The organism is Mycolicibacterium chengduense (assembly GCF_033741155.1).
Taxonomy (GTDB): Bacteria; Actinomycetota; Actinomycetes; order Mycobacteriales; family Mycobacteriaceae; genus Mycobacterium.
In genome coordinates this window covers 994,763-1,014,426 of the sequence record NZ_JAWQNH010000001.1, presented here as the reverse complement: position 1 = coordinate 1,014,426, position 19,664 = coordinate 994,763, and the positions used below count along the sequence as shown (strand labels likewise).

22 protein-coding genes are annotated in these 19,664 nt (G+C 69.1%); 11 read left to right on the top strand and 11 right to left on the bottom strand.

Annotation, left to right across the window (positions count from 1 at the left end; all coding sequences use genetic code 11):
- The first annotated feature begins 4 nt into the window (after positions 1 to 4).
- The gene (locus tag SBI67_RS05095) at positions 5 to 871 is read left to right on the top strand and encodes a glycerophosphodiester phosphodiesterase (protein ID WP_318979468.1); all 867 of its coding nucleotides are present in this window, start codon (positions 5 to 7) and stop codon (positions 869 to 871) included.
- Here the strand turns inward: SBI67_RS05095 and SBI67_RS05090 are convergent.
- The 4 genes from SBI67_RS05090 to SBI67_RS05075 all read right to left on the bottom strand — a co-directional run bounded on the left by SBI67_RS05090 (position 868) and on the right by SBI67_RS05075 (position 4,377).
- The gene (locus SBI67_RS05090) at positions 868 to 1,413 is read right to left on the bottom strand and encodes a ferritin (RefSeq protein ID WP_318979467.1); all 546 of its coding nucleotides are present in this window, start codon (positions 1,411 to 1,413) and stop codon (positions 868 to 870) included. The genes SBI67_RS05095 and SBI67_RS05090 overlap by 4 nt on opposite strands.
- A 126-nt stretch (positions 1,414 to 1,539) precedes the next feature.
- Entirely contained in the window at positions 1,540 to 2,766 is a 1,227-nt protein-coding gene (locus SBI67_RS05085) for an LCP family protein (protein ID WP_318979466.1), read from the bottom strand.
- 31 nt (positions 2,767 to 2,797) lie between these two features.
- A complete protein-coding gene (locus tag SBI67_RS05080) occupies positions 2,798 to 3,553 on the bottom strand; it encodes a CPBP family intramembrane glutamic endopeptidase (protein ID WP_318979465.1) in 756 nt (251 codons plus the stop codon).
- 32 nt (positions 3,554 to 3,585) lie between these two features.
- Entirely contained in the window at positions 3,586 to 4,377 is a 792-nt protein-coding gene (locus SBI67_RS05075) for a DUF2470 domain-containing protein (RefSeq protein ID WP_318979464.1), read from the bottom strand.
- A gap of 115 nt (positions 4,378 to 4,492) precedes the next feature.
- Between SBI67_RS05075 and pheA the strand changes: the two genes are divergently transcribed.
- Together pheA and SBI67_RS05065 are read left to right on the top strand one after the other, a co-directional pair.
- Positions 4,493 to 5,434: a prephenate dehydratase gene (gene pheA / locus SBI67_RS05070; RefSeq protein WP_318979463.1), complete on the top strand. Its 942-nt coding sequence runs from the start codon at positions 4,493 to 4,495 to the stop codon at positions 5,432 to 5,434.
- A complete protein-coding gene (locus SBI67_RS05065; RefSeq protein ID WP_318979462.1) occupies positions 5,431 to 6,102 on the top strand; it encodes a histidine phosphatase family protein in 672 nt (223 codons plus the stop codon). Before pheA ends, SBI67_RS05065 begins: the two co-directional genes overlap by 4 nt.
- Here SBI67_RS05065 and SBI67_RS05060 read toward each other — a convergent pair.
- The 3 genes from SBI67_RS05060 to SBI67_RS05050 form a co-directional block, all read right to left on the bottom strand.
- Positions 6,054 to 6,293 carry a hypothetical protein gene (locus SBI67_RS05060; protein ID WP_318979461.1) on the bottom strand — a complete coding sequence of 80 codons (240 nt, stop codon included), beginning with the start codon at positions 6,291 to 6,293 and terminating at the stop codon, positions 6,054 to 6,056. The genes SBI67_RS05065 and SBI67_RS05060 overlap by 49 nt on opposite strands.
- A gap of 119 nt (positions 6,294 to 6,412) precedes the next feature.
- Positions 6,413 to 6,763, bottom strand: a complete 351-nt coding sequence (locus SBI67_RS05055; RefSeq protein WP_318979584.1) for a metallopeptidase family protein — start codon at positions 6,761 to 6,763, stop codon at positions 6,413 to 6,415.
- A gap of 8 nt (positions 6,764 to 6,771) precedes the next feature.
- Positions 6,772 to 8,211, bottom strand: coding sequence for a septum formation family protein (locus SBI67_RS05050; protein WP_318979460.1), 1,440 nt, complete (start codon positions 8,209 to 8,211; stop codon positions 6,772 to 6,774).
- Positions 8,212 to 8,325: 114 nt separating this feature from the next.
- Here SBI67_RS05050 and serS point away from each other — a divergent pair, with 114 nt between their 5' ends.
- From serS to SBI67_RS05025, 5 genes are all read left to right on the top strand, one after another.
- Positions 8,326 to 9,579 carry a serine--tRNA ligase gene (gene serS, locus SBI67_RS05045; protein WP_318979459.1) on the top strand — a complete coding sequence of 418 codons (1,254 nt, stop codon included), beginning with the start codon at positions 8,326 to 8,328 and terminating at the stop codon, positions 9,577 to 9,579.
- Positions 9,576 to 10,376 carry a DUF5718 family protein gene (locus SBI67_RS05040; protein WP_318979458.1) on the top strand — a complete coding sequence of 267 codons (801 nt, stop codon included), beginning with the start codon at positions 9,576 to 9,578 and terminating at the stop codon, positions 10,374 to 10,376. The genes serS and SBI67_RS05040 overlap by 4 nt, the downstream gene beginning before the upstream one ends.
- A gap of 108 nt (positions 10,377 to 10,484) precedes the next feature.
- Positions 10,485 to 11,324, top strand: a complete 840-nt coding sequence (locus SBI67_RS05035; protein ID WP_318979457.1) for an SH3-like domain-containing protein — start codon at positions 10,485 to 10,487, stop codon at positions 11,322 to 11,324.
- A complete protein-coding gene (gene scnC / locus SBI67_RS05030; RefSeq protein ID WP_318979456.1) occupies positions 11,324 to 12,031 on the top strand; it encodes a thiocyanate hydrolase subunit gamma in 708 nt (235 codons plus the stop codon). The genes SBI67_RS05035 and scnC overlap by 1 nt, the downstream gene beginning before the upstream one ends.
- Positions 12,028 to 12,372 (top strand): thiocyanate hydrolase, encoded by a 345-nt coding sequence (locus tag SBI67_RS05025; RefSeq protein ID WP_318979455.1) that lies wholly within the window; start codon positions 12,028 to 12,030, stop codon positions 12,370 to 12,372. The genes scnC and SBI67_RS05025 overlap by 4 nt, the downstream gene beginning before the upstream one ends.
- A 3-nt stretch (positions 12,373 to 12,375) precedes the next feature.
- On the opposite strand, the gene SBI67_RS05020 is transcribed toward SBI67_RS05025, so the two are convergent.
- The gene (locus tag SBI67_RS05020; protein WP_318979454.1) at positions 12,376 to 12,714 is read right to left on the bottom strand and encodes a hypothetical protein; all 339 of its coding nucleotides are present in this window, start codon (positions 12,712 to 12,714) and stop codon (positions 12,376 to 12,378) included.
- Positions 12,711 to 14,270 carry a Rieske 2Fe-2S domain-containing protein gene (locus SBI67_RS05015; protein WP_318979453.1) on the bottom strand — a complete coding sequence of 520 codons (1,560 nt, stop codon included), beginning with the start codon at positions 14,268 to 14,270 and terminating at the stop codon, positions 12,711 to 12,713. Before SBI67_RS05015 ends, SBI67_RS05020 begins: the two co-directional genes overlap by 4 nt.
- Before the next feature lie 85 nt (positions 14,271 to 14,355).
- Here SBI67_RS05015 and SBI67_RS05010 point away from each other — a divergent pair, with 85 nt between their 5' ends.
- The 3 genes from SBI67_RS05010 to SBI67_RS05000 are packed head-to-tail and all read left to right on the top strand — an operon-like array spanning position 14,356 to position 16,708.
- Entirely contained in the window at positions 14,356 to 15,126 is a 771-nt protein-coding gene (locus tag SBI67_RS05010; RefSeq protein WP_266047168.1) for a lysophospholipid acyltransferase family protein, read from the top strand.
- Positions 15,127 to 15,131: 5 nt separating this feature from the next.
- Positions 15,132 to 15,878, top strand: coding sequence for a lysophospholipid acyltransferase family protein (locus SBI67_RS05005; protein WP_318979452.1), 747 nt, complete (start codon positions 15,132 to 15,134; stop codon positions 15,876 to 15,878).
- A 17-nt stretch (positions 15,879 to 15,895) separates the two neighbouring features.
- The gene (locus tag SBI67_RS05000) at positions 15,896 to 16,708 is read left to right on the top strand and encodes an HAD family hydrolase (RefSeq protein WP_318979451.1); all 813 of its coding nucleotides are present in this window, start codon (positions 15,896 to 15,898) and stop codon (positions 16,706 to 16,708) included.
- A gap of 24 nt (positions 16,709 to 16,732) precedes the next feature.
- Here the strand turns inward: SBI67_RS05000 and SBI67_RS04995 are convergent, their stop codons facing one another.
- Together SBI67_RS04995 and SBI67_RS04990 are read right to left on the bottom strand one after the other, a co-directional pair.
- Positions 16,733 to 18,325 (bottom strand): N-acetylmuramoyl-L-alanine amidase, encoded by a 1,593-nt coding sequence (locus SBI67_RS04995; protein WP_318979450.1) that lies wholly within the window; start codon positions 18,323 to 18,325, stop codon positions 16,733 to 16,735.
- A 151-nt stretch (positions 18,326 to 18,476) separates the two neighbouring features.
- Positions 18,477 to 19,466: a hypothetical protein gene (locus tag SBI67_RS04990; protein WP_318979449.1), complete on the bottom strand. Its 990-nt coding sequence runs from the start codon at positions 19,464 to 19,466 to the stop codon at positions 18,477 to 18,479.
- Between the last annotated feature and the right edge of the window lie 198 nt (positions 19,467 to 19,664).

Below are 19,664 nucleotides of genomic sequence, written 5' to 3'. Positions count from 1 at the left end.
CCATATGACCGCGGGCGACGCCGGGGCCGCTGGGCCGGCCAGATCGGAACCGATACCGGGACCGGCGGCCGACCGCCATCCCTTCGTCGTCGCGCACCGCGGCGCGTCGGCCGAGCGTCCCGAGCACACGCTTGCCGCTTACGAGCTTGCCCTGCACGAGGGTGCCGACGGCGTCGAATGCGATGTCCGGCTGACCAGGGACGGCCACCTGGTGTGTGTGCACGATCGCCGTGTCGACCGCACCTCCAACGGCACCGGGTTGGTCAGTGAGATGACCTTGGCGCAGCTACGCGAACTCGACTTCGGGTCCTGGCATCCCGGCTGGCGCGAGAGCGGCGCCACCGGCGATACCGGACTGCTGACGCTGGACGCGTTGATCACGCTGGTGCTCGACTGGAAACGGCCCGTCAAACTCTTCATCGAGACCAAACACCCGGTGCGCTACGGCGCGTTGGTGGAGAGCAAGGTACTGGCGGTACTGCACCGGTACGGTATCGCCGCGCCCGCCTCGGCCGATCTGGCGAGGGCCGTGGTGATGTCGTTCTCCGCCGCGGCGGTATGGCGGATCCGGCGGGCGGCGCCGATGCTGCCCACCGTGCTGCTGGGCGAGACGTCGCGCTATCTCGGCGGCAGCGCGGCCACCACAGTGGGCGCCACCGCCGTCGGTCCGTCCATTGCCACCTTGCGTGAGCACCCCGAGCTCGTCGACCGGGCCGCCGCCCAGGGCCGGGCGCTGTATTGCTGGACCGTCGACCATTACGAGGACGTGCGGTATTGCCGGGACATCGGGGTCGGATGGGTCGCCACCAATCACCCCGGCCGAACCAAGGACTGGCTGCAGAACGGTCTGGCCGGGGCGGGCCGGGATTAGAGGTTGCCGCCGGCGGCCTTGGGTGCGCTGGGGTCGGCGGCGCCGCGCGTGAGCTCGCGGGCGACGAAGTCCTCCAGGTGGAACAGGTTGGCTCCGGCGCGCTCGGCGATCCGGACCAGCGATGACATGGTGGCCACCTCTTCGACCTGCTCCTTGAGGAACCACTGCATGAACTGTTCGCCGAGGTAGTCGCCCTCGTCCCTGGCGACGCTGGCCAGCCGGCTGATCTGCTCGGTGACCGTGCGCTCTTGGTCCAGCGCCAGCCGCAGCGCCTGCGCCGGGCTCTCGAACGAGTTGCGCACGGCGTCGATGCCGGGGATCTCGGCGTCAAGGTCACGATCGAGCAGGTACTGCACCAGCATCATGGCGTGATTGCGCTCCTCCACCGACTGGGCGTAGAAGTGCGCCGCCAGCTGCGGAAGATCGGATCCGTCGCAGTACACGGCGATGGCGATGTATTGCTGCGAGGCGGTGAACTCGGCCCGGATCTGCTCCCGCAGGAGGGTGTTGAACTTGGTGTCGAGAGCGCTCGCGTCGGTCATGATCATGACAATAGCGCAGGTCAGAGGCTATGTCAGTGAAGGTCAGCCTTACCGAGGTAAGCGTTTCCTAACTGTAGTGATTCCAGTTACCCTCCGCTAAGGGTGCACTCAAAAGTTTGCTGGCGGTCACGATCCGAGGTTGAGGACATCCTCGGGAACCGCGGTGTCGGCGGCGAGTGCGGCGAACAAGCGGCCCGCGGCCTCGGTGTCCCAGACGACCACCGCGCCGGAGTCGCTGCTGGTGAATTCGCCGATGGGCACCGTCGTGGTCACTGCGTCGCCGTGCAAGGCCCAGCCCAATCGGGCCAGGTCCCAGACGTGGCCGCCCTGATCGACCGTGAGGGCGGCGCCGACCGCATGGGTTATCGGGTACCACCGCAAGGGATTGAGCAGCACTTCCGGACTGGCGCTCCGGTGCAGCAGCGCCGACATGAACGCCCGCTGGTTGAGCATCCGGTCCAGGTCAGCGCGCGGTGTGGCGCGCGAGCGCACGAAGCCCAGCGCGTTGCGGCCGTCGAGTTCCTGGCAGCCGGCCGGCAGATCGATACCGGCCAGTGGATCGGTGATCGGCTCGGCCGGGCACATGGTGACACCCCCGACGGCGTCGACGAGTTCGGCAAAACCGTCGAAGCCGACCTCGGCGTAGTGGTCCAACCGCAGGCCGGTGGCCTGTTCCACGGTCTGCGCGAGCAGTGGCGCGCCGCCGATGGCGAAGGCGGCGTTGATCTTGTCCTTGCCGTGTCCCGGAATGTCGACGTAGGAGTCGCGCGGCAGCGACACCATCGTGGTCGGCACGCCGGAACCGAATCCGCCGATATGGACCAACAGGATGGTGTCGGTCCGGCCGTTACCCACATCCCCGCCGGTGGCCAGCTCGGTCTGTTGTTCGGGTGAGAGGTGCTGCCGGCTGTCCGAGCCGACCAGCAGCCACGTGACACCTTTGCCGGGCGCCGGTCGGCCCGGGTAGCCGGCCAGTGCAGGCACGCGCTGCAGGGTGGTGTCGAACCACACCGCACCGGCGACACCGGCCATCAGTGCAATCAGCATGAGCGCCGTGAGCAGGACGAGCCCGCGGCGTACGCGGCCCCGACGGCGCGGTTTGGCGGGCTTGACCGGCGGGGGAGCGGCCTGGCGCGGGGGAGCGGGCCGCGGCGGCGGTGCCCGGCGTACTGGTGGCGGTGGCGGTGGCTGGGGCTGGGCCGGTGGCGCCCGGTGCGGTGTCGGTGGATTGGGCGGCCACTGAGGTGCCGGTCGGTACCCGGGCGGGCGGCGGATGACCTGCGACGGCTCCCGTGGGGGCACCGGCCGCCGGTGATGCGGCGGCTCCTGGCCGGGCGGCCGCTGGTCGTTCACAGCTGCGAATGTACTGGCCGCGGCCGCAGCGTCAGGTCAACCAGGCCAGGTGGCCCGCGGCCAAGGAGTAGCCGACGAAGGCGACGGTGTCGATCAGGCCGTGCGCGATGATCAGCGGCCACAACCGGCCCGTGCGCATCCAGACGTACCCGAACACCAGCCCCATCACCACGTTGCCCAGGCCCGCGGAGTAGCCCTGGTACAGGTGGTAAGCCCCGCGCAGCACGGCCGAGATCGCCAACGCGGCCACCGGATTGAAGCGCAGCTGGCGCAGCCGCGTGATCAGGAACGCGACGACGATGATTTCCTCGGCCCAGCCGTTGGCGAAGGCCAGCGCCACCAGCACGGGGATGCGCCACCAGGTGTCGTAGAGCTGTGCCGGTTCCACGGCCGCGCTCAGGCCCAGTACCCGGGCCGCGACGTAGAGCCCCAGCCCGGGCAGGCCGATCAGTGCGGCCAGCCCGAGGCCGCCGGTCACGTCGGGATGCCAGCGGATGCGCCCGAGCCCGATGCGGCGGGGGCCGAACCCGCTGCGCCACAACAGGTACAGCCCCAGGGCTCCCCACGCCACCAGCTGCAGGACCGAGGCCATGTTGAGGCCGAAGTCGATGAGGTCGAACGGGGACCGGCGCTGATTGAGGGCCACCCGCCGGCCGGCCAGGCCCAGCAGGACGGCCTCGATGAGGTCCAGCAGCGCGGTGTAGGCGCTCAGCCCGAAGGTGACGGCGAGGACGACGAAGACCTCGATGCGCAGGGTGCGCCGGGGCAGCGGGTCCGGTTCGGTCACCGCAGCCACGCTAGTGGCCGCGCGGCGTGACCTCAGATCCGGCGCGCGCGTAGTCCGTTGAGGAAGGGGCAACCCATCAGCACCCGGATGGCCTGGCTCAGCCCGGCCACGTCATCGACCGGTTTTGCGAACGGCAGCCGGACGTCGTGGTCGCCGGTTTCGTCCTCGACCCGCAGTTGCACGCCGTAGCGATCCAGGCCCAACGGCCGCACCTGGCCACTGCGCAGCGTCATCGGCAACCGGGCCGACAGCCGTTCGATGACATCGCGATGCGCCGATTCCAGGTGGCGTAGCCAGCAGGACTCCAGGCCACAGAACGGGTCGGGCCGCGCCTCCAGCAGGGCGCCCACACCGACCGACTCGGCCCCGGTCGAGTCGGCGACCACCACGGATTCGATTTCCACGCGGACCAACGCGTACGGTGTCTCACCATCGGTGGGCGCGCCGTTGTTCACTTGCAGCAGAGCGGGATTCGGGTGTTCGGTGGCGATCAGGTCGAGTAGGCCGCCCACGTCGCCGGCGGGCACGGGCACCAGGCGGCCACGCATCCACACCAGGGCGCGCACCGGCTCGCGCAGCGGCAGCGGCGCATAGTCGGTCATCTCCAGCACGGCTTGCATACCGGCCGCGCCCGCCGACACCAGCGCGCCGGCCAGTGCGCCGTCGGCGGGAATGGTGATCGCGACCGAACCGTCGGCCAACAGATGGTGCACCGGGGTGGCGGTGGGGTCCAGGCCGTCGACCGCAACCATCGCTCCGCCGACCCGCGCGCAGGCGCTGCGGATCCGCTCGGCCGTCGTCGGTGCCGCCACCACAGTCGTCATCCGATACACCTTCCGTTAGTGAGGTAAGCCTTACTTAACTACATCGGCGGTGGGGTCGCAAGGTTTTCCTCTCGGCTCGGGCGGGGCCGTCCGCGCGAGCCACTAGGGTGAAGACGTGCCGCGCATCGCCTATCTCGGACCGGAGGGGACGTTCACCGAGGCGGCGTTGCTGCAGATGGTGGCCGGCGCGATGATCCCCCGCAACGATCCTTCCGACGCCGAGGTGACGCCCGTCGGCTATGACAGCCCCGCCGCCGCGCTGGATGCCGTGCGGTCGGGCGACGCCGAGTACGCGTGCGTGCCCATCGAGAATTCCATCGAGGGGTCGGTGCTGCCCACCCTGGACGGATTGGCCGCCGGGCCGGCCCTGCAGATCTTCGCCGAGCACACGCTCGACGTGGCGTTCAGCATCGTCACCCGGGCAGGCGCGACCGGCGCGGCCGCCCCGGACATCGCCACCGTGGCGGCCTTCCCGGTCGCCGCCGCGCAGGTGCGGCGCTGGCTGGCCGCCGAACTGCCGCGGGCCACGGTGATCCCCGCGCAGTCCAATGCCGCCGCCGCGGCCGATGTCGCGGCCGGCCGCGCCGACGCGGGGGTGAGCACGGCGCTGGCGGCCGAACGCTACGCGTTGCGCGTGCTGGCCGCGGGCGTCGTCGACGAACCCAACGCCCGCACCAGGTTCGTGCTCGTCGGGCGGCCGGCGCCGCCGCCCGGGCGCACCGGCGCCGACCGCACCTCGGTGGTGCTGAGGCTGGACAACGAGCCCGGCGCGCTGGTGGCCGCGATGACCGAGTTCGCGATGCGTGACATCGACCTCACCCGGATCGAATCCCGGCCCACCCGAACGGAATTGGGAACCTACAAGTTCTTCCTGGACTGTGTCGGGCATATCGACGACGGCGCTGTCGCGGAGGCGCTCACGGCGCTGCACCGGCGTTGTGCCGACGTTCGTTTCCTGGGGTCCTGGCCGACCGGTGCCGCGGTCGGGGCGCTACCACCGGCCTCGAGCGAGGCGACGCGGTGGCTGGCGGCACTGCGGCGAGGGGAGCGATTGTGAGCGGGCGGCTGGTACTAGTACGGCACGGGCAGTCGTTCGGCAACGTCGAGAAGCGCTTGGACACCCGGCCGCCCGGTGCCGAGCTGACCGAGCTGGGGCACGAACAGGCCAGGGTCTTCGCGCGGAACTGGAAGCAGCCGGTCGGCGTGGTCGCCCACTCGGTCGCCACCCGGGCGCGGCAGACCGCCGCCGGGATCGGCGGGCACCTTGAGGTGGCGCCGCGCGAGCTCGACGACATCTACGAGGTCCAGGTCGGCCACCTCGAGGACCGCGCCGACGAGGCCGCCGTCGAACAGTTCGAAGGCATCTACCGGCGCTGGCAGCTCGGCGACCTCGACGCGTCGATGCCGGGCGGGGAAAGCGGACAGCAGGTGCTCGATCGCATCGTGCCGGTGTTGACCAAACTGCGGATCCAGCACCTCGATGACCACGATTGGCGCGACGACATCGTCGTGGTCAGCCACGGCGCGGCCATCCGGCTGGTGGCCGCGGTATTGGCCGGCGTCGACGGCCGATTCGCGCTGGAACACCACCTGGCCAACACCGAGAGCGTGGTGCTCAGCCCGATCACCGACGGGCGGTGGAGTTGCGTGCAGTGGGGCGAGCTGGCCCCGCCGTTCTACGCGGACAAATCGCCCGAGGAGAGCGTGCCCGACCCGATGGGCTGATCCTCGGCACAACCGCACGCGACGGCCATGCAGTCGATGGTGTAGGTGTGCTCCAACTCGGGATCGCCGCAATCCTCGGTGCATTCGGCGCGCCGGCCGATGTGCAGGATCACCGTGCCGTGGCAGTGCGCGAGGCCGTCCGCGCACTCGCGGCAGTGCGCACCCGTGTGCAGCTGCTCGCTGGTCCTCATGGTTCGTTCTTAGCACCGCGCACCGACAAGCCGGAGTTCCCACGCGGAGTCTTCCCCCCGTCGCTTCGCTCGCCCGGGGTCTTCCCCCGTCGCTTCGCTCGCCCCGGGTTGATGAGTCCTCAGCCCCAACCCAATTCGTGCAGCCGATCGTCGTCGATGCCGAAGTGGTGGGCCAGTTCGTGCACGACGGTGATCGCCACCTCCTCGACCACCTGTTCCTCGGTGTCGCACATCTCCAGCAGGGCATCGCGGTAGATGGTGATGGTGTCGGGCAGGTATCCGCCATAGGACGAATCCCGCTCGGTGAGCGCGACGCCCTCGTAGAGGCCGAGCAGATCCGGCTCGTCGGGATGGCGGCCCTGCACCAGGAACACCACGTTGTCGGCCCTGGTGGCCAATTCCGGCGGGATCAGATCCAGGGCATCGGAGACCAACTCGTCGAACCGTTTCCGGCTCATCGGCACCGGCATCAGGTGCGTCACTGCACCGGTGGCAGCACCGGCTCCGCAGGACCGGGCGCAGGGCCGACCGGCGGCGCAGCGGGTGGGGGCGCGACGGGCGCATCCCCGGGCGGCGGCGGTCCGTCCAGCGGAGCGCCACCCGGAGCCTGCCCATCGGCCGGCGGCGCATCGCCGGGCGGGGGCGGTCCGTTGAGGAACGTGTTGCCAGGCGCGGGCGCCGGGGTCGACGACGGCTGGCTGCTCTGGGTGGCCGGCGTCTGGGTCGACTGACCGGGCAGATGCTGATTGGACTGGGTCTGCTGGGTCGACTGCGAGGACTGGCTGGAGTCGTACCCGCTCGAGGACTGGCTCTGCGACAGATCGATCGACGGCGGCGGGATGGCCGGCATGTTGAGGCGCTCGTCGGGGATGTCCGGCGGCGGCACCGGCGGCCGGCCGTTGATCATCAGCGCACCCTTGGCGCTGTTGAGCAGGGTGGACCAGCCACCGTTGCCCAGGGTGCTGCCGATGCTGCAGGACACCTGATGGCTGCCGGCCAGCCAGCTGGGCAGCGAGATGGTGCTGTACACCAGCGTCAGCGTGGTAGTCCGCAGCTTGAGCGGCGCCAAGTACTCCTCGGTGATCTTGGTGCAGGTGTCCTTGACGTAGGCGTCCTGCTCCTGTTCGGGCGGCACTCCGGCCGGATACTTCTCGGCGAGGTTGACCGCGCCGGTGACCTCGAGCGCGTGCGGGCTGGCGCAGTCGACCGGGATGTCGGTGGGCTGGTTGGTGGCCGGGTCGATACCCAGGCAGGTCCCTGCGGGCCACACCTTGGATTGGTCCACCGCGGCGACCTTGCCCTGGAAGGCCTGCTGCTGATTGTCCGCACCGGGCAACTGCAGGCCGCACAACATGCGGCGCTCGCCGTTCTGCCGCCAGGCCTTCTCCCCCGACCACAGCAGGCTCACCGCGAACCGGCCGTTGGGGTCGTACTTGTCGCCCAGGTAGCGCTGCACCGCGCTCTGGCACTGCTCCTGGCTGATCTGCTGGATGCGTGCCGGCGACGGCGGCGCGGCGTCGGCACCGTACTCGGTGCCCGGGAAGGTGCGCAGGTCGATGGCCTCGGCCACCTCGAACCGGTGCTCGGTGGTGCAGTCGACGATCTGGGCGGCATCGGGCACCCGGTCCGGCCAGTTCAGGCACGATCCGCTGCTGGCGTGGTCGAACGTGCTGTTGGACCGGGCCAACCCGCCGGTGCCCGAACTGAGGACGGCGAGCCGCCCACCGGCCGCGGTGTCCGGCAGCACGGTGATCACGCCGGCGATCATCAGTCCGCCGAGGGCGGTCAGCAGCAACGCGCGTCGAGTGGGGGTGAGCTGGGCGTCACGCAACCAGGCCAGCCGCCGTGACGCGGGCGGCGGGGGCCCCTCGTCAAGGAACGGCTGCGGGTGCTCTGGTGCGTCCAACATCGGCTCCATTGTGGCAGGCGTGTCACGGCTTGTGACAAGTGATGCGGTTGTAACGTTATGTGGTTGTGGCATGCGGCCCCCGGTCGGTGCTGCCGATTCGGGCGGCACAGTAGGGTTACCGCCGTGATCGACCTCAAGCTGCTGCGTGACGAACCGGACCGGGTGCGGGCCTCACAGCGCGCCCGCGGCGAGGACCCCGGCTTGGTGGATGCGCTGCTGGATGCGGACACCGCCCGCCGCGCCGCCATCTCGGCCGCCGACAATCTCCGTGCCGAACAGAAGACGGCCAGCAAATCGGTGGGCAAGGCCTCCCCCGACGAGCGGCCGGCCCTGCTCGAGCGCGCCAAGCAACTCGCCGAGGAGGTCAAGGCCGCCGAAGCGGCGCAGTCCGCGGCCGAGAGTGCCTTCGCCGCTGCGCATCTGGCCGTCGCCAACGTCATCGTGGACGGGGTGCCGGCCGGCGGCGAGGACAACTTCGTCGTGCTGGACACAGTCGGGGAGCCACCGGCCATCGAGTCGCCCAAGGATCATCTCGAGCTCGGCGAGGCGCTGGGCTTAATCGACATGGAGCGCGGCGCCAAGGTGTCGGGGTCGCGGTTCTACTTCCTGACCGGTCAGGGCGCGCTGCTGCAGCTGGGCCTGCTGCAGCTGGCGGTCCGGCTGGCCACCGCCAACGGGTTCACCCTGATGATCCCGCCGGTGCTGGTGCGGCCCGAGGTGATGGCCGGTACCGGCTTCCTCGGCGCGCACGCCGACGAGATCTACCACCTCGACGATGACGACCTGTACCTGGTCGGTACCTCTGAGGTGCCGCTGGCCGGCTACCACGCCGACGAGATTCTGGATCTGTCCGGCGGGCCGCTGCGCTACGCCGGCTGGTCGTCCTGCTTTCGGCGCGAGGCAGGCAGCTACGGGAAGGACACCCGCGGCATCATCCGCGTGCACCAGTTCGACAAGGTCGAGGCGTTCGTCTACTGCAAGCCCGAGGACGCCGAGGCCGAGCACGAGCGGCTGCTGGGTTGGCAGCGGGAGATGCTGGCGGCCATCGAGGTGCCGTACCGGGTGATCGACGTCGCCGCGGGCGATCTGGGTTCGTCGGCGGCGCGCAAGTACGACTGCGAGGCGTGGGTGCCCACCCAGGGCACCTACCGTGAGCTCACCTCGACGTCGAACTGCTCGACCTTCCAGGCCCGCAGGCTGTCCACCCGCTACCGCGACGACGACGGCAAACCGCAGATCGCCGCCACCCTGAACGGGACCTTGGCCACCACCCGGTGGCTGGTCGCGATCCTGGAGAACCACCAGCAGCCCGATGGCAGTGTCCGGGTGCCCGCCGCGCTGGTGCCCTATCTCGGTACGGAGGTGCTGACAGCGTGATCGAACTCGACGATGCGCAGCTGCGGAACTGGTTCGGTTTCGGGGTGGCGGGCAACTTCGCCGGCCATCTCGAACAGGCCGGGGAGGCAGTGGATTTCACGAACGTGGCAGCGGTCGGTAATGCTCCGAAAGGCATCTTCCCGTGGTATGCGCCGGGCAGTGACACCTTCCTCGGCGAGTTCCCGCTGTCGCACGACGAGATCGCCCTGCCAGTCAGTGACGAGCCGCTGAATCTTCAGATCGAACCCGAGGTCGGGCTGGCCTGCGAGGTGACGTGGCAGGGCGACACGGTGGTGTCGCTACGCCCGTTCGCCCTCGGCGCCTTCAACGACTGCTCCATCCGGCGGCCCGGCGCACCGAAGATCAGCCACAAGAAGAACTGGGGCCCGGCCTCCAAAGGTGTTGCGCGCCAGTTCTTCGAGGCGCACGACCTCACCCCGGACGGCCCGACGGCCACCATGCGGCTGTCGTGCCACCTGCACACCGCGGCCGGTGCTGAGCACGCGTACGGGGTGGACAGCCCGCTGCTGGGCTACTCGTACTACGGCGAGGTGCTGCTGGACTGGATCACCGAACGGCTGGCCAACCAGAAGGGCGCACCGGACACCCCGCTGGAGGATGTCGGCGCGCTGATGGTGGCCTCGGGACACCCCGAGCACGTGCTCATCGGGATCGGCGCCACCCGCTACACCCCGTTGGGTGAGTCGACCTATCTGTCGCCGGGCGACGAGGCGGTGGTGCGGGTGTACGACACCGCGTCCGACGCGTGCTCCGAATTGCGCCAAAAGGTCCGCTGAGCGCAGCGCCGGCCGGCCAATCCGAGCCGTTCCGCCCTCGCGGCGCCCCGATGTGCGCTGTACTTGACCCCGAAGCGATGGCTCTGCCGCTTGCCGAGGGGAGCACGCATGAGTACGGCCGCCGAACGCGCTGCACAACTGGATCTGGTGGGCCGGCTGAAATCGGCCTTTCCCGAGATCCCGGATGCGCCCTATCCCGATCTGATGGATCACGGGCGGATCGTCGCGCTGACCAAACCGGTGCACGATGTCGGCGGTGAACCCGATGCCCCGATGCGCTATGTCAACAAGGATTACGAGTACTGGGAGCACATGACCTATGTCATGTGTGAAGTGCTTGCCTGGCGCGGCATCTGGCTCTCCGAAGAGCGCCGCCGGATCGGCAACGTCGACGTGGGACGCGCCGTGTACCAAGGCTTCCCCTACTACGGCCGATGGCTGCTGTCGGTCGCGCGGGTGCTGATCGAGAAGCACCACATCGGGCTCACCGAGCTCACCGAGCGGATGATCGAGGTGCGCGACCGTTATGCCGACGGCCTGGCCGGCACACAGCTACGGGCCGAGCCGAAGGGCGCAGGCGACGGCGCGCAGGTCCAGCGCAACGAGCACCACATCCACGCGGTGGGCAAGGGTGACCCGCAGGTCTACGCCGGTCAGGCCGGTGCCCCCAAGTTCGCGGTCGGTGATCGCGTGGTGGTGCGCGACGAACTGCCGGTGCTGTTCTACACCCGGACCCCCGAATACTGCCGCGGCGCCGAAGGCGAGATCGCCGTCGTCGCCTATGAGAGTCCCGCCGCCGAGGACGAGACGTGGGCCCGCTCCGATGCCGAGCCGGAGTGGTTCTACGTGGTGCAGTTCAACCAGGCCGACCTGTGGGACGACTACACCGGGTCGCCGAACGACACCCTGCGAACCGAGATCCCCGAACACTGGTTGCGAGGCGCCTGATGCACGACCATCACGATCACGATCACGACCGCACGGTCAAGCCGATGGTCGACGAGATCACCGACTTCGAGGTGCTGGAGATCGCCCTGCGCGAACTGTGCATCGAGAAGGGCATCTTCACCGCCGAGGAGCACCGCCGGTTCACCGAATTCGCCGAGCAGATCGGGCCGACCCCGGCGGCGCGGCTGGTGGCGCGGGCCTGGCTGGATCCCGACTTCAAGGCGCTGGCGCTGGCCGAACCGATGACCGCGAGCAAGGAAGTAGGGGTCGACTGGCTGGAACCGACCGGATTCGGCACGCCCAGTGACTTCACCGCGTTCGAGATTCTCGCCGACACCCCGAGCGTGCACCACGTGATCGTGTGCGCGTTGTGTTCCTGCTATCCGAGGCCGATCCTGGGCAATTCGCCCGAGTGGTACCGCACCCCCAACTACCGGCGCCGGCTGGTGCGCTGGCCTCGGCAGGTGCTCTCCGAGTTCGGCCTCTACCTGGATGACGATATCGAAGTGCGGGTGCAGGATTCGAACCAGAAACATCGCTTCATGGTGATGCCGCTGCGGCCCGAGGGCACCGACGGCTGGACCGAGGACCAGCTGGCCGAGATCGTCACCCGCGACTGCCTGATCGGCGTCGCGCTGCCCAAGGCGGGGGTGACGACCAACGTCGTGGTGGCGACTCGGCCCGCGATCCACCCCAACGGCGCATGAGCACCCCACCCGAACCGCTGGCGGACATCGTCGAGCGCAATCAGGTGTGGTCGCGGATGGCCGCGAAATACGGTGTCGAGAACCCGGTCCCACCGTGGAAGACGAGCCTGGACGGGCTGTGCGACGCGCTCGACCGGGCCGAGTGCGAGGGAGCCGACCTCCCGGATTTCAAGGAGCGCCGCGACGAGGAGGACGCGCTCTCGGCGACGGTGTATGCCGACCTGCCGTACCCGGAGAACCAGCTGATGTCCCTGGCCCATTCGCTGCTGGTGCGCGGGGTGATCGGGCAGGCCGAGCTGGCGCAGCGGCTGGCGGCGGTGCGGGCCCGGCTGGAGGCCTGACCCTCACTGCCGGTGCAGCAGCTCGTCCAACACCGACACGAACTCGCTGACCCGCAGCGGGGTGAACGCCGGGCTGGGCCGGGTGCCCGGCACGTCGAGCACGATCAGGGTGGACTTGATCGGCCGCCACACGTCCAGCGGCAGCCAGCGGCGGGGGTCGTCCGACGGCCCCCAGATCCGGAACCGGTCGAAGAGCAGGCCCAGCGACTCCGTCTTGTAGCCCCGGATCGCTTGCAGCGGGATGATTTTCGATGTTCCGGACGGGAAATGGTAGCGCCGCAGCGTCAGGGCCTGGTGATCCAGCTGGATCAGCCCGTCGTCGTACGACGCCGCCCTGGTCATGACGTCCTGGCGCTCCTGAGCGGGTGGCCCTTGGCGGTCAGGCAGCGGCCGTTCTCCAGGTTCCACTGCCAGCCGTGCAGATTGCAGGTCAGTGTATTACCTTCCACCACACCGAATTTGGACAAGTCCGCCTTGAGGTGCGGACAGCGGCGCTGGATCTCCCAGCCGTCGAGCACGGTGGAGGCGCTGTCGTCGTGCGCCTCGGCGAACCAGCCGTCGGCGTAGGCGATCCGCTCGTCGGTGAGGCATTTGAAGAACGTGTACAGGTATTCGTTGTAGCCGCCGACGCGCCAGGCGCGGAACCGGGTGGACAAGAAGATGGTGTTCACCCAGTCGGGCTCGTTGTCGCGCACCACGGTGCGCACCAGCTGCGCCGGGATCTCGAAGCCGTACCGGAACTTCTCATCCGGAATCGGCTCGCGCACAGCCCGTTTGGGAAAGTCCAACACGACGGTCTCGGTGTGCGACGGCCCGGGCAGCCGCAGCTCTACGGGGTATCCGATCCCGTCGCAGATCTGGTCGGACTGGGCCATGATCGGCTCGAAGCGGGCCCGCAGCGGCTCCAAGAGGGCCTCGCCGTCGGCCGGTGCCCACGCCGCCTTCTCGGCGGCCAGCACCGGGGCCATCCGCTGCGCGTACTCCTCGATGTAGGCGGCCTTGCCGGTGGTGAAGATGGACTCCGGATCGTCGACCGGATGGGTCAGCGAATCCAGTTGCGAGCCGGTGAAATTCGCCGTCGATCCGGGAATCATCAGCAGCCCGCCGTGGTGACCGTGGGTGCGCAGCTGATCCAGGAACACCACCTGGTCGGGGAAGATGTTGGCCGGATCGCCGTGGTCGTCGTTCAGGTCGCGCAGCTCTGGGTCCAGGAAGCACGGTGGCCCGGCCGACGGCACCACCCAGGTGGCGCCGACCTGGGCGATGTACTGACGGCAGCGGTCCATCTGGCGCTGCCGCTTCTGGATGCCGAAGGCCTCCTTGGCCCGGGCGGGCATGTCGTAGACCATCGGATACCAGATGGCACCGGAGTACTGCAGCATGTGTACGTCGATGTGGCCGAACTCGCGGGCCAGCATGTCCAGGTCGATCGGTCGCGCGTCGTTCATGTTGAACGCGGTGGTGACGCGGTCGGAGACCACCAGCCCCGAATCACCGATCGGGCCGTCGGCGGGCGCCCGCAGCGCGATGATCATCACGTCCAGCTCACCCTTGGGTCCACTGACGGTGTGTTTCACCGAATCGGTCGTCTCGAGGAAGCGGTGGAACCCGAGGGCCTCCAGTTCGCGGCGCAGATCGGGCACCGGGAAGTCCGGCAGCAGCACCACGGCGTCCTTGTTGACGTGGTCGCGCAGCGTCGCCGGATCGAAGTGGTCTTTGTGCAGGTGGCTGACGTAGAGGTAGTCGCAGGTGCCCAAGGCGTCCCAGTCCAACGTGCTGTTGTCCGGGAAGGGGAACCAAGAGGCGAAGTACGCGGGATTGACCCAGGGGTCGCACAAGATGCTGCCGGCCGTCGTATCGATCCGGAAGCCTGCGTGCCCCACACTCGTGACCTGCACAAATACCCTTTCACGTGGTTACAGCCGTGCGGTATCAGGGTAACCGGAGCCGCCGGGTGACCGCTGCCGCACTACGCTGTGCACTGTGGAGCCGGTATACGGGACTGTCATCCAAGCCGCTCGCCTCGTGTGGCGGTTGCAGGGCTTGAAGTTCACCGTGACCGGGGTGGAGCACCTCCCGGTCACCGGGGGTGCCGTGATCGCGATCAACCACACCAGCTACTTCGACTTCACCTTCGCCGGGCTGCCCGCGTATCTGCAGCACCGGGGCCGCAAGGTCCGCTTCATGGCGAAGAAAGAGGTTTTCGACAGCAAGATCAGCGGCCCGATCATGCGCAGCCTGCGCCATATCGAGGTGGACCGTGACAGCGGCGCCGAGTCGTTCACCGCTGCCTGTCAGGCGCTCAAGGCCGGCGAGCTGGTGGGGGTGTATCCCGAGGCCACCATCAGCCGCAGCTTCGAGATCAAGGCATTCAAGTCAGGGGCAGCGCGGATGGCCATCGCCGCCGACGTGCCGATCGTCCCGCACATCGTCTGGGGCGCCCAGCGGGTCTGGACCAAGGGGCATCCGCGCAACATGTGGCGGCCGAAGGTGCCGATCACGGTCGCGGTGGGCGAGCCCATCTACCCCACCCTGCCGGCCGCCGAGCTGACCGCGCTGCTGCATTCGCGCATGCAACATCTGCTGGAGCAGGTCCAAGACGACTACGGACCTTATCCGGCGGGCGAGTACTGGGTGCCGCACCGGTTGGGTGGTGGGGCCCCGACGCTGGCCGAGGCCGATCGGATGGATGCCGAAGAGGCTGCGGAGAAGGCGGCCCGCCGGGCCCAGCGCGCCGGCGAGGCGCCGGAGTAGCGCGAATGGAGCCGGTTTTTCGTTCCCTCGAAATCGCGGGGAGAACGGCGATGCGCGTCACCGGCACCAGGTTGGACTTCCAGGGGTTGGAGTACCTTCCGCGGTCCGGCGGAGCGGTGGTCGCGATCAACCACACCAGCTATGTGGATTTCCTGCCCGCGGCACTGGCGGCGACGGCCCGCAAGCGCCGGATGCGGTTCATGATCAAGGCCGAGATGCAGGACGTGCGCGGGGTCCACTTCCTGATCAAACATGCCGGCACCATCCCGGTGGACCGCAGCGCCGGCGGTGCGGCCTACCCGATCGCCGTCGAGCGTCTGCGTGCCGGTGAGCTGGTCGGGGTGTATCCCGAGGCCACCATCAGCCGCAGCTTCGAGCTCAAGGAATTCAAGACCGGGGCGGCGCGGATGGCACTGGACGCACAGGTGCCGATCATTCCGCTCATCGTCTGGGGAGCGCACCGCGTCTGGACCAAGGATCATCCGAAGGCCTTGGGCCGCAATCACATCCCCATCACGGTGGCGCTGGGTCCGGCGCTGTCACCCGACGGCAGTGTCGACCAGATCATGGCCGGACTGCGCCACGCGATGCAGTCGCTGCTGCACGCTGTACAAGAGAATTACCCGCATCCTGCGGGTGCCCACTGGGTGCCGCGGCGGCTCGGCGGCGGCGCACCCACCCCCGAGGAAGCCGCCCGTCTCGACGAGGTCGAGCTCGCCGAGCGGGGTCGTAGACAACTCGGGAGACACTGAATCTTGGGAGGCACGCAATGTTGCCCGCACTGATCGCCACGGACGTCGACGGCACACTGCTCGACGAGGACGAGAACGTCACGCCGAGGACCCGCGCCGCCGTGCGTGCCGCCGTGGCCGCCGGAACGCATTTCGTGCTGGCCACCGGCCGTCCGCCGCGCTGGGTGCCGCCGGTGGTCGAGCAGCTCGGCTTCGCCCCGATGGCGGTCTGTGCCAACGGCGCGGTGATCTATGACGCCGCCAACGACCGGATCGTGTCGGCGCGCACCTTGTCGGCCGAGGTGCTCACCGCGCTGGCCGATATCGCCACCTCGGTGATCCCCGGTGCCGGGTTGGCGGTGGAACGGGTGGGCCGCAGCGCGCACGACGCCGCGACTCCGCAGTTCGTCAGTTCACCCGGTTACGAGCACGCCTGGCTCAACCCGGACAACACCGAGGTGTCCCTCGAGGACCTGCTCAGCGCCCCCGCGGTCAAGCTGCTGATCCGGAAGGCCGGGGCGCAGAGCGCCGATATGGCCGCGGCGCTGGCGCCCTACGTCGGCGTCCAGGGCGATCTGACCTACTCGACCAACAATGGTCTGATCGAGGTGACGCCACGCGGGGTCAGCAAGGCCTCGGGCATCGCAGAGGTGACCGGTCCGCTGGGGATCGCCGCCGAGGATGTGGTGACCTTCGGTGACATGCCCAACGACATCCCGATGTTGAGCTGGGCCGGGCACGGGGTGGCCATGGGCAACGCGCACCCCGACGCCGTCGCGGTTGCCGACGAGGTCACCACCACCAACGCCGACGACGGGGTGGCCCGGGTGCTCGAACGCTGGTGGATGTGACCGCAATCCGGCGGGGTCGACCGCTCAGCGCGCGTCGATCGGGGTGAACCGCTCCACCTGGATGGGGGAGTGATTCGGCGGTGGCAGTTTCAGCGGCACGCCATCGGTGACCCGGGTGACCGCACCGGTCTCCCTGTCGAAGTTCAGGGTGCCGTGCTGGAAGTTCTGCACGATCCACTGCGGCTCGCCGATCTCCCCGCTGGTCGGCAGGCCGAGTGCGCCGCGCTCGAAACCCAGTGCGCCCCAAGCGTCGTAGATGGCGCCGGTCACCGGTTGGGCACCGGTGACCGGTGACCAGTACATGGCGCCGCGGTCGAAGGTGACATAGCGGGCGGTGCCGTCGCCGGCGGCCTCCGGTGAGGTCGGCATACCCAGCGGGCCCTTGTCGGCGCCCATCGCCTGCCACTTGGCGAAGATGGCGCCGCCGCGCAGGGTGTCCACCAGATCGGCGGGCCCGGCCGGCCGGTTGAACCGGGCGGCGATATCCCGCAGCACCGGCATCAGGGCGTAGGCGGCGTTGCCAGGGCAGTCGGTGTTGCCCACGTCGCGGTGCGTGAAGATGGTGGGCAAGGTCTCCACGGCGCCCTGCGGGAACTTGGTGAAGTCACCGCCGGCCGAGGTCAGGGTGACGGTGCCCAACGGGTCGACGTGGTCGAGCCCCAGCCGCCAGCCGAGCAGCCGGCCGGTGGTGCGCAACTGGATCGGGGTGGGCGGCTCGGTGTCGAAGTCGCCGAGCATGGCCACACCCCAGGTGTCGGTGTTGAAGCCGCCGGTGTGGGCGCCCTGCACAGGGCGGTCCATGCCGCCCGCCCGGCCCTCGAACACCTGCCCGTACTTGTCCACCAGGGCGTTGTAGGCGATATCGCACCAGCCCAGGGTGCGGGCGTGGTACTCGTAGATCGAGCGGACGATCGCCGCGGAGTCCTCCGGCAGGTAGTCGTTGCTGCCTGCCGTGTGGTGCACGACCCCGGCCCGCACCCCTTGGTTGTAGATGGGGGCGCCACATTTCATCCCCTCGTCGGCACCCCACTGGGCGCGACTGATGATGTTCGGTGGCTGGCCGGGAATGGTCGTGGCGGCCGCGGGCGGGTTGAACTGCACGTCGATCGGCGCCTTGGGCGGACTGATAAGCACGGCGTTGACGTTCTGCGGCAGTGGCTGCTCGACATTGGCCGGGATGTAGCCCAGGTCGTGTTTCACCGGCGCGGGTGCCGGGGCCGCATGACGAACCGCGATCTGCACGGTCGTGGTGCGGCCGACGAACACCGGCTCGGTGCCGTGCGTCGCTTTGCCCTGCGGCCCGACCCCGTCCAGGGTCTCGGTCTCGTACCACGGGCCCCAGGAGCCGTCGGGCTGCTTGGCGCGGACCCGCGCGGTGGTGCCGTCCAGGTCGTCGGCGGTGATCGCCACCAAGGAAAACGGGGTGTCCTGGTGGACTTCCTTGATGGTCTCCCCGGCGGCGTCGGTGCCGCGCACGTCGTTCAACGGCTGCTGGCTGATGGCCACCGGGGGCTGCTTGTCGGTCTCGGGTACGCCGTTGATCGCCCACGGCAGGATGACGACCGTGCCGACGACTGCGGAGAGCAGCAGTGACGGTGCGGGGCGACGACGTAACACGCCCCGATGTTACGTATGGGACTTGTGTTACCAGAGTTTCGACACGATACGAAATTTCGGTCAGCACATAACGGCACCGCAGAGCCGGAATGGCTTCTGCGGTGCCGTTCGGTGACAGGCTTGAGATCAGGCGCCCGCGCCTGGGGTTTGACTAGGCGCCCGCGCCTGAAGCGACCTGGGCCACCGCCCCCGTCGCCGTGCTGGCCGCGGTGCTGGCGGCGTCGGCAACCGGTGCGGCGGCTGCCGCGGCCGGGGCCGCTGCGGGCGCCGCCTGCTTGATGGCCGACTGGATGGCCGGCATCACCATGCCCTTGAGCAGGTCGATGGCCTGTCCGGCGCCCAGCTGCTGAGCCGCGCTGTTCAGGTCGCCGAGCAGTCCGCCGCCCCCGCTGGTGGCCGCGGGTGCACCCAGACCCAGGCTCGGGTCGCCGCCGAGGATCGGGTAGGTGCCCGCCATCGGGTCCAGCCCGATCGGAGACGAGATCGGCACCTCGCCGAGGCCGGTGCCGCCCAGACCCGGTGTGCCCAAGCCCGGCGTGCCCAAGCCCGGTGTACCCAGACCTGGCGTGGTGCCCAGGCTGGCCGGGGTGGCCAGGCTCGGCGACAGCGGTGAGGTGAGTCCCGGGGTGGCGCCGGTCAGCGCCGGGTTGGTGTTCGACGGATCGGTCAGCGACGGGGTCGTCGAGTTGATCGGCGGCACGCTGAGTCCGGGCGCGGTGGTCCCCGAGCCCTGCAGACCCGGCGTGAGTCCGGTCGGCGAGGTCAGGCCGGGAGTGCTCAGCCCCGGTGTGCTCAGGCCGGGCGAGGTGAGGACCGGTGAGGTCAGCCCTGGGGAGGTCAGGCCGGTGGCGCCGAGACCCGGCGACGTCAGCACCGGGCTGGCCGCCGGCGAACCGGTGAGGATCCCCGTCGGCATCGGGGGCAGATTGACCCCGAACTGGGACAACCCCTGGGACAGGGCCGAGATCAACTCGCCGGGAAGGTCGGTGATCAGCGCCGCCTGCACGAACTGCCGGTGCTGGGGCTGTTCGTCCTTGGCGGGTAGTTCTGAGAGCGCGGCAATGGCAACTGGACTTGCGACGGCCAGGGCGGCGACTGCGCTCATGGCTGTCGAGAGCTTGCGTCGACGTCGGTTCGGCACGGAAGTCTCCTCAATACATGGACTACGTGTTTGCGGTTGTTGTGCGTGAAACACGTCGGCGACAACGGTTCTGTGCCTTGTAAAACCAGCGTCTGCCAACGTGAACGATGGTACTGCTGTGACTACTGGGTCTAGAGTGACGATATTGAATCGTGAGCGAATTGCGACCTGTCCAGGACGTGGCGCCGTCCCACGTTT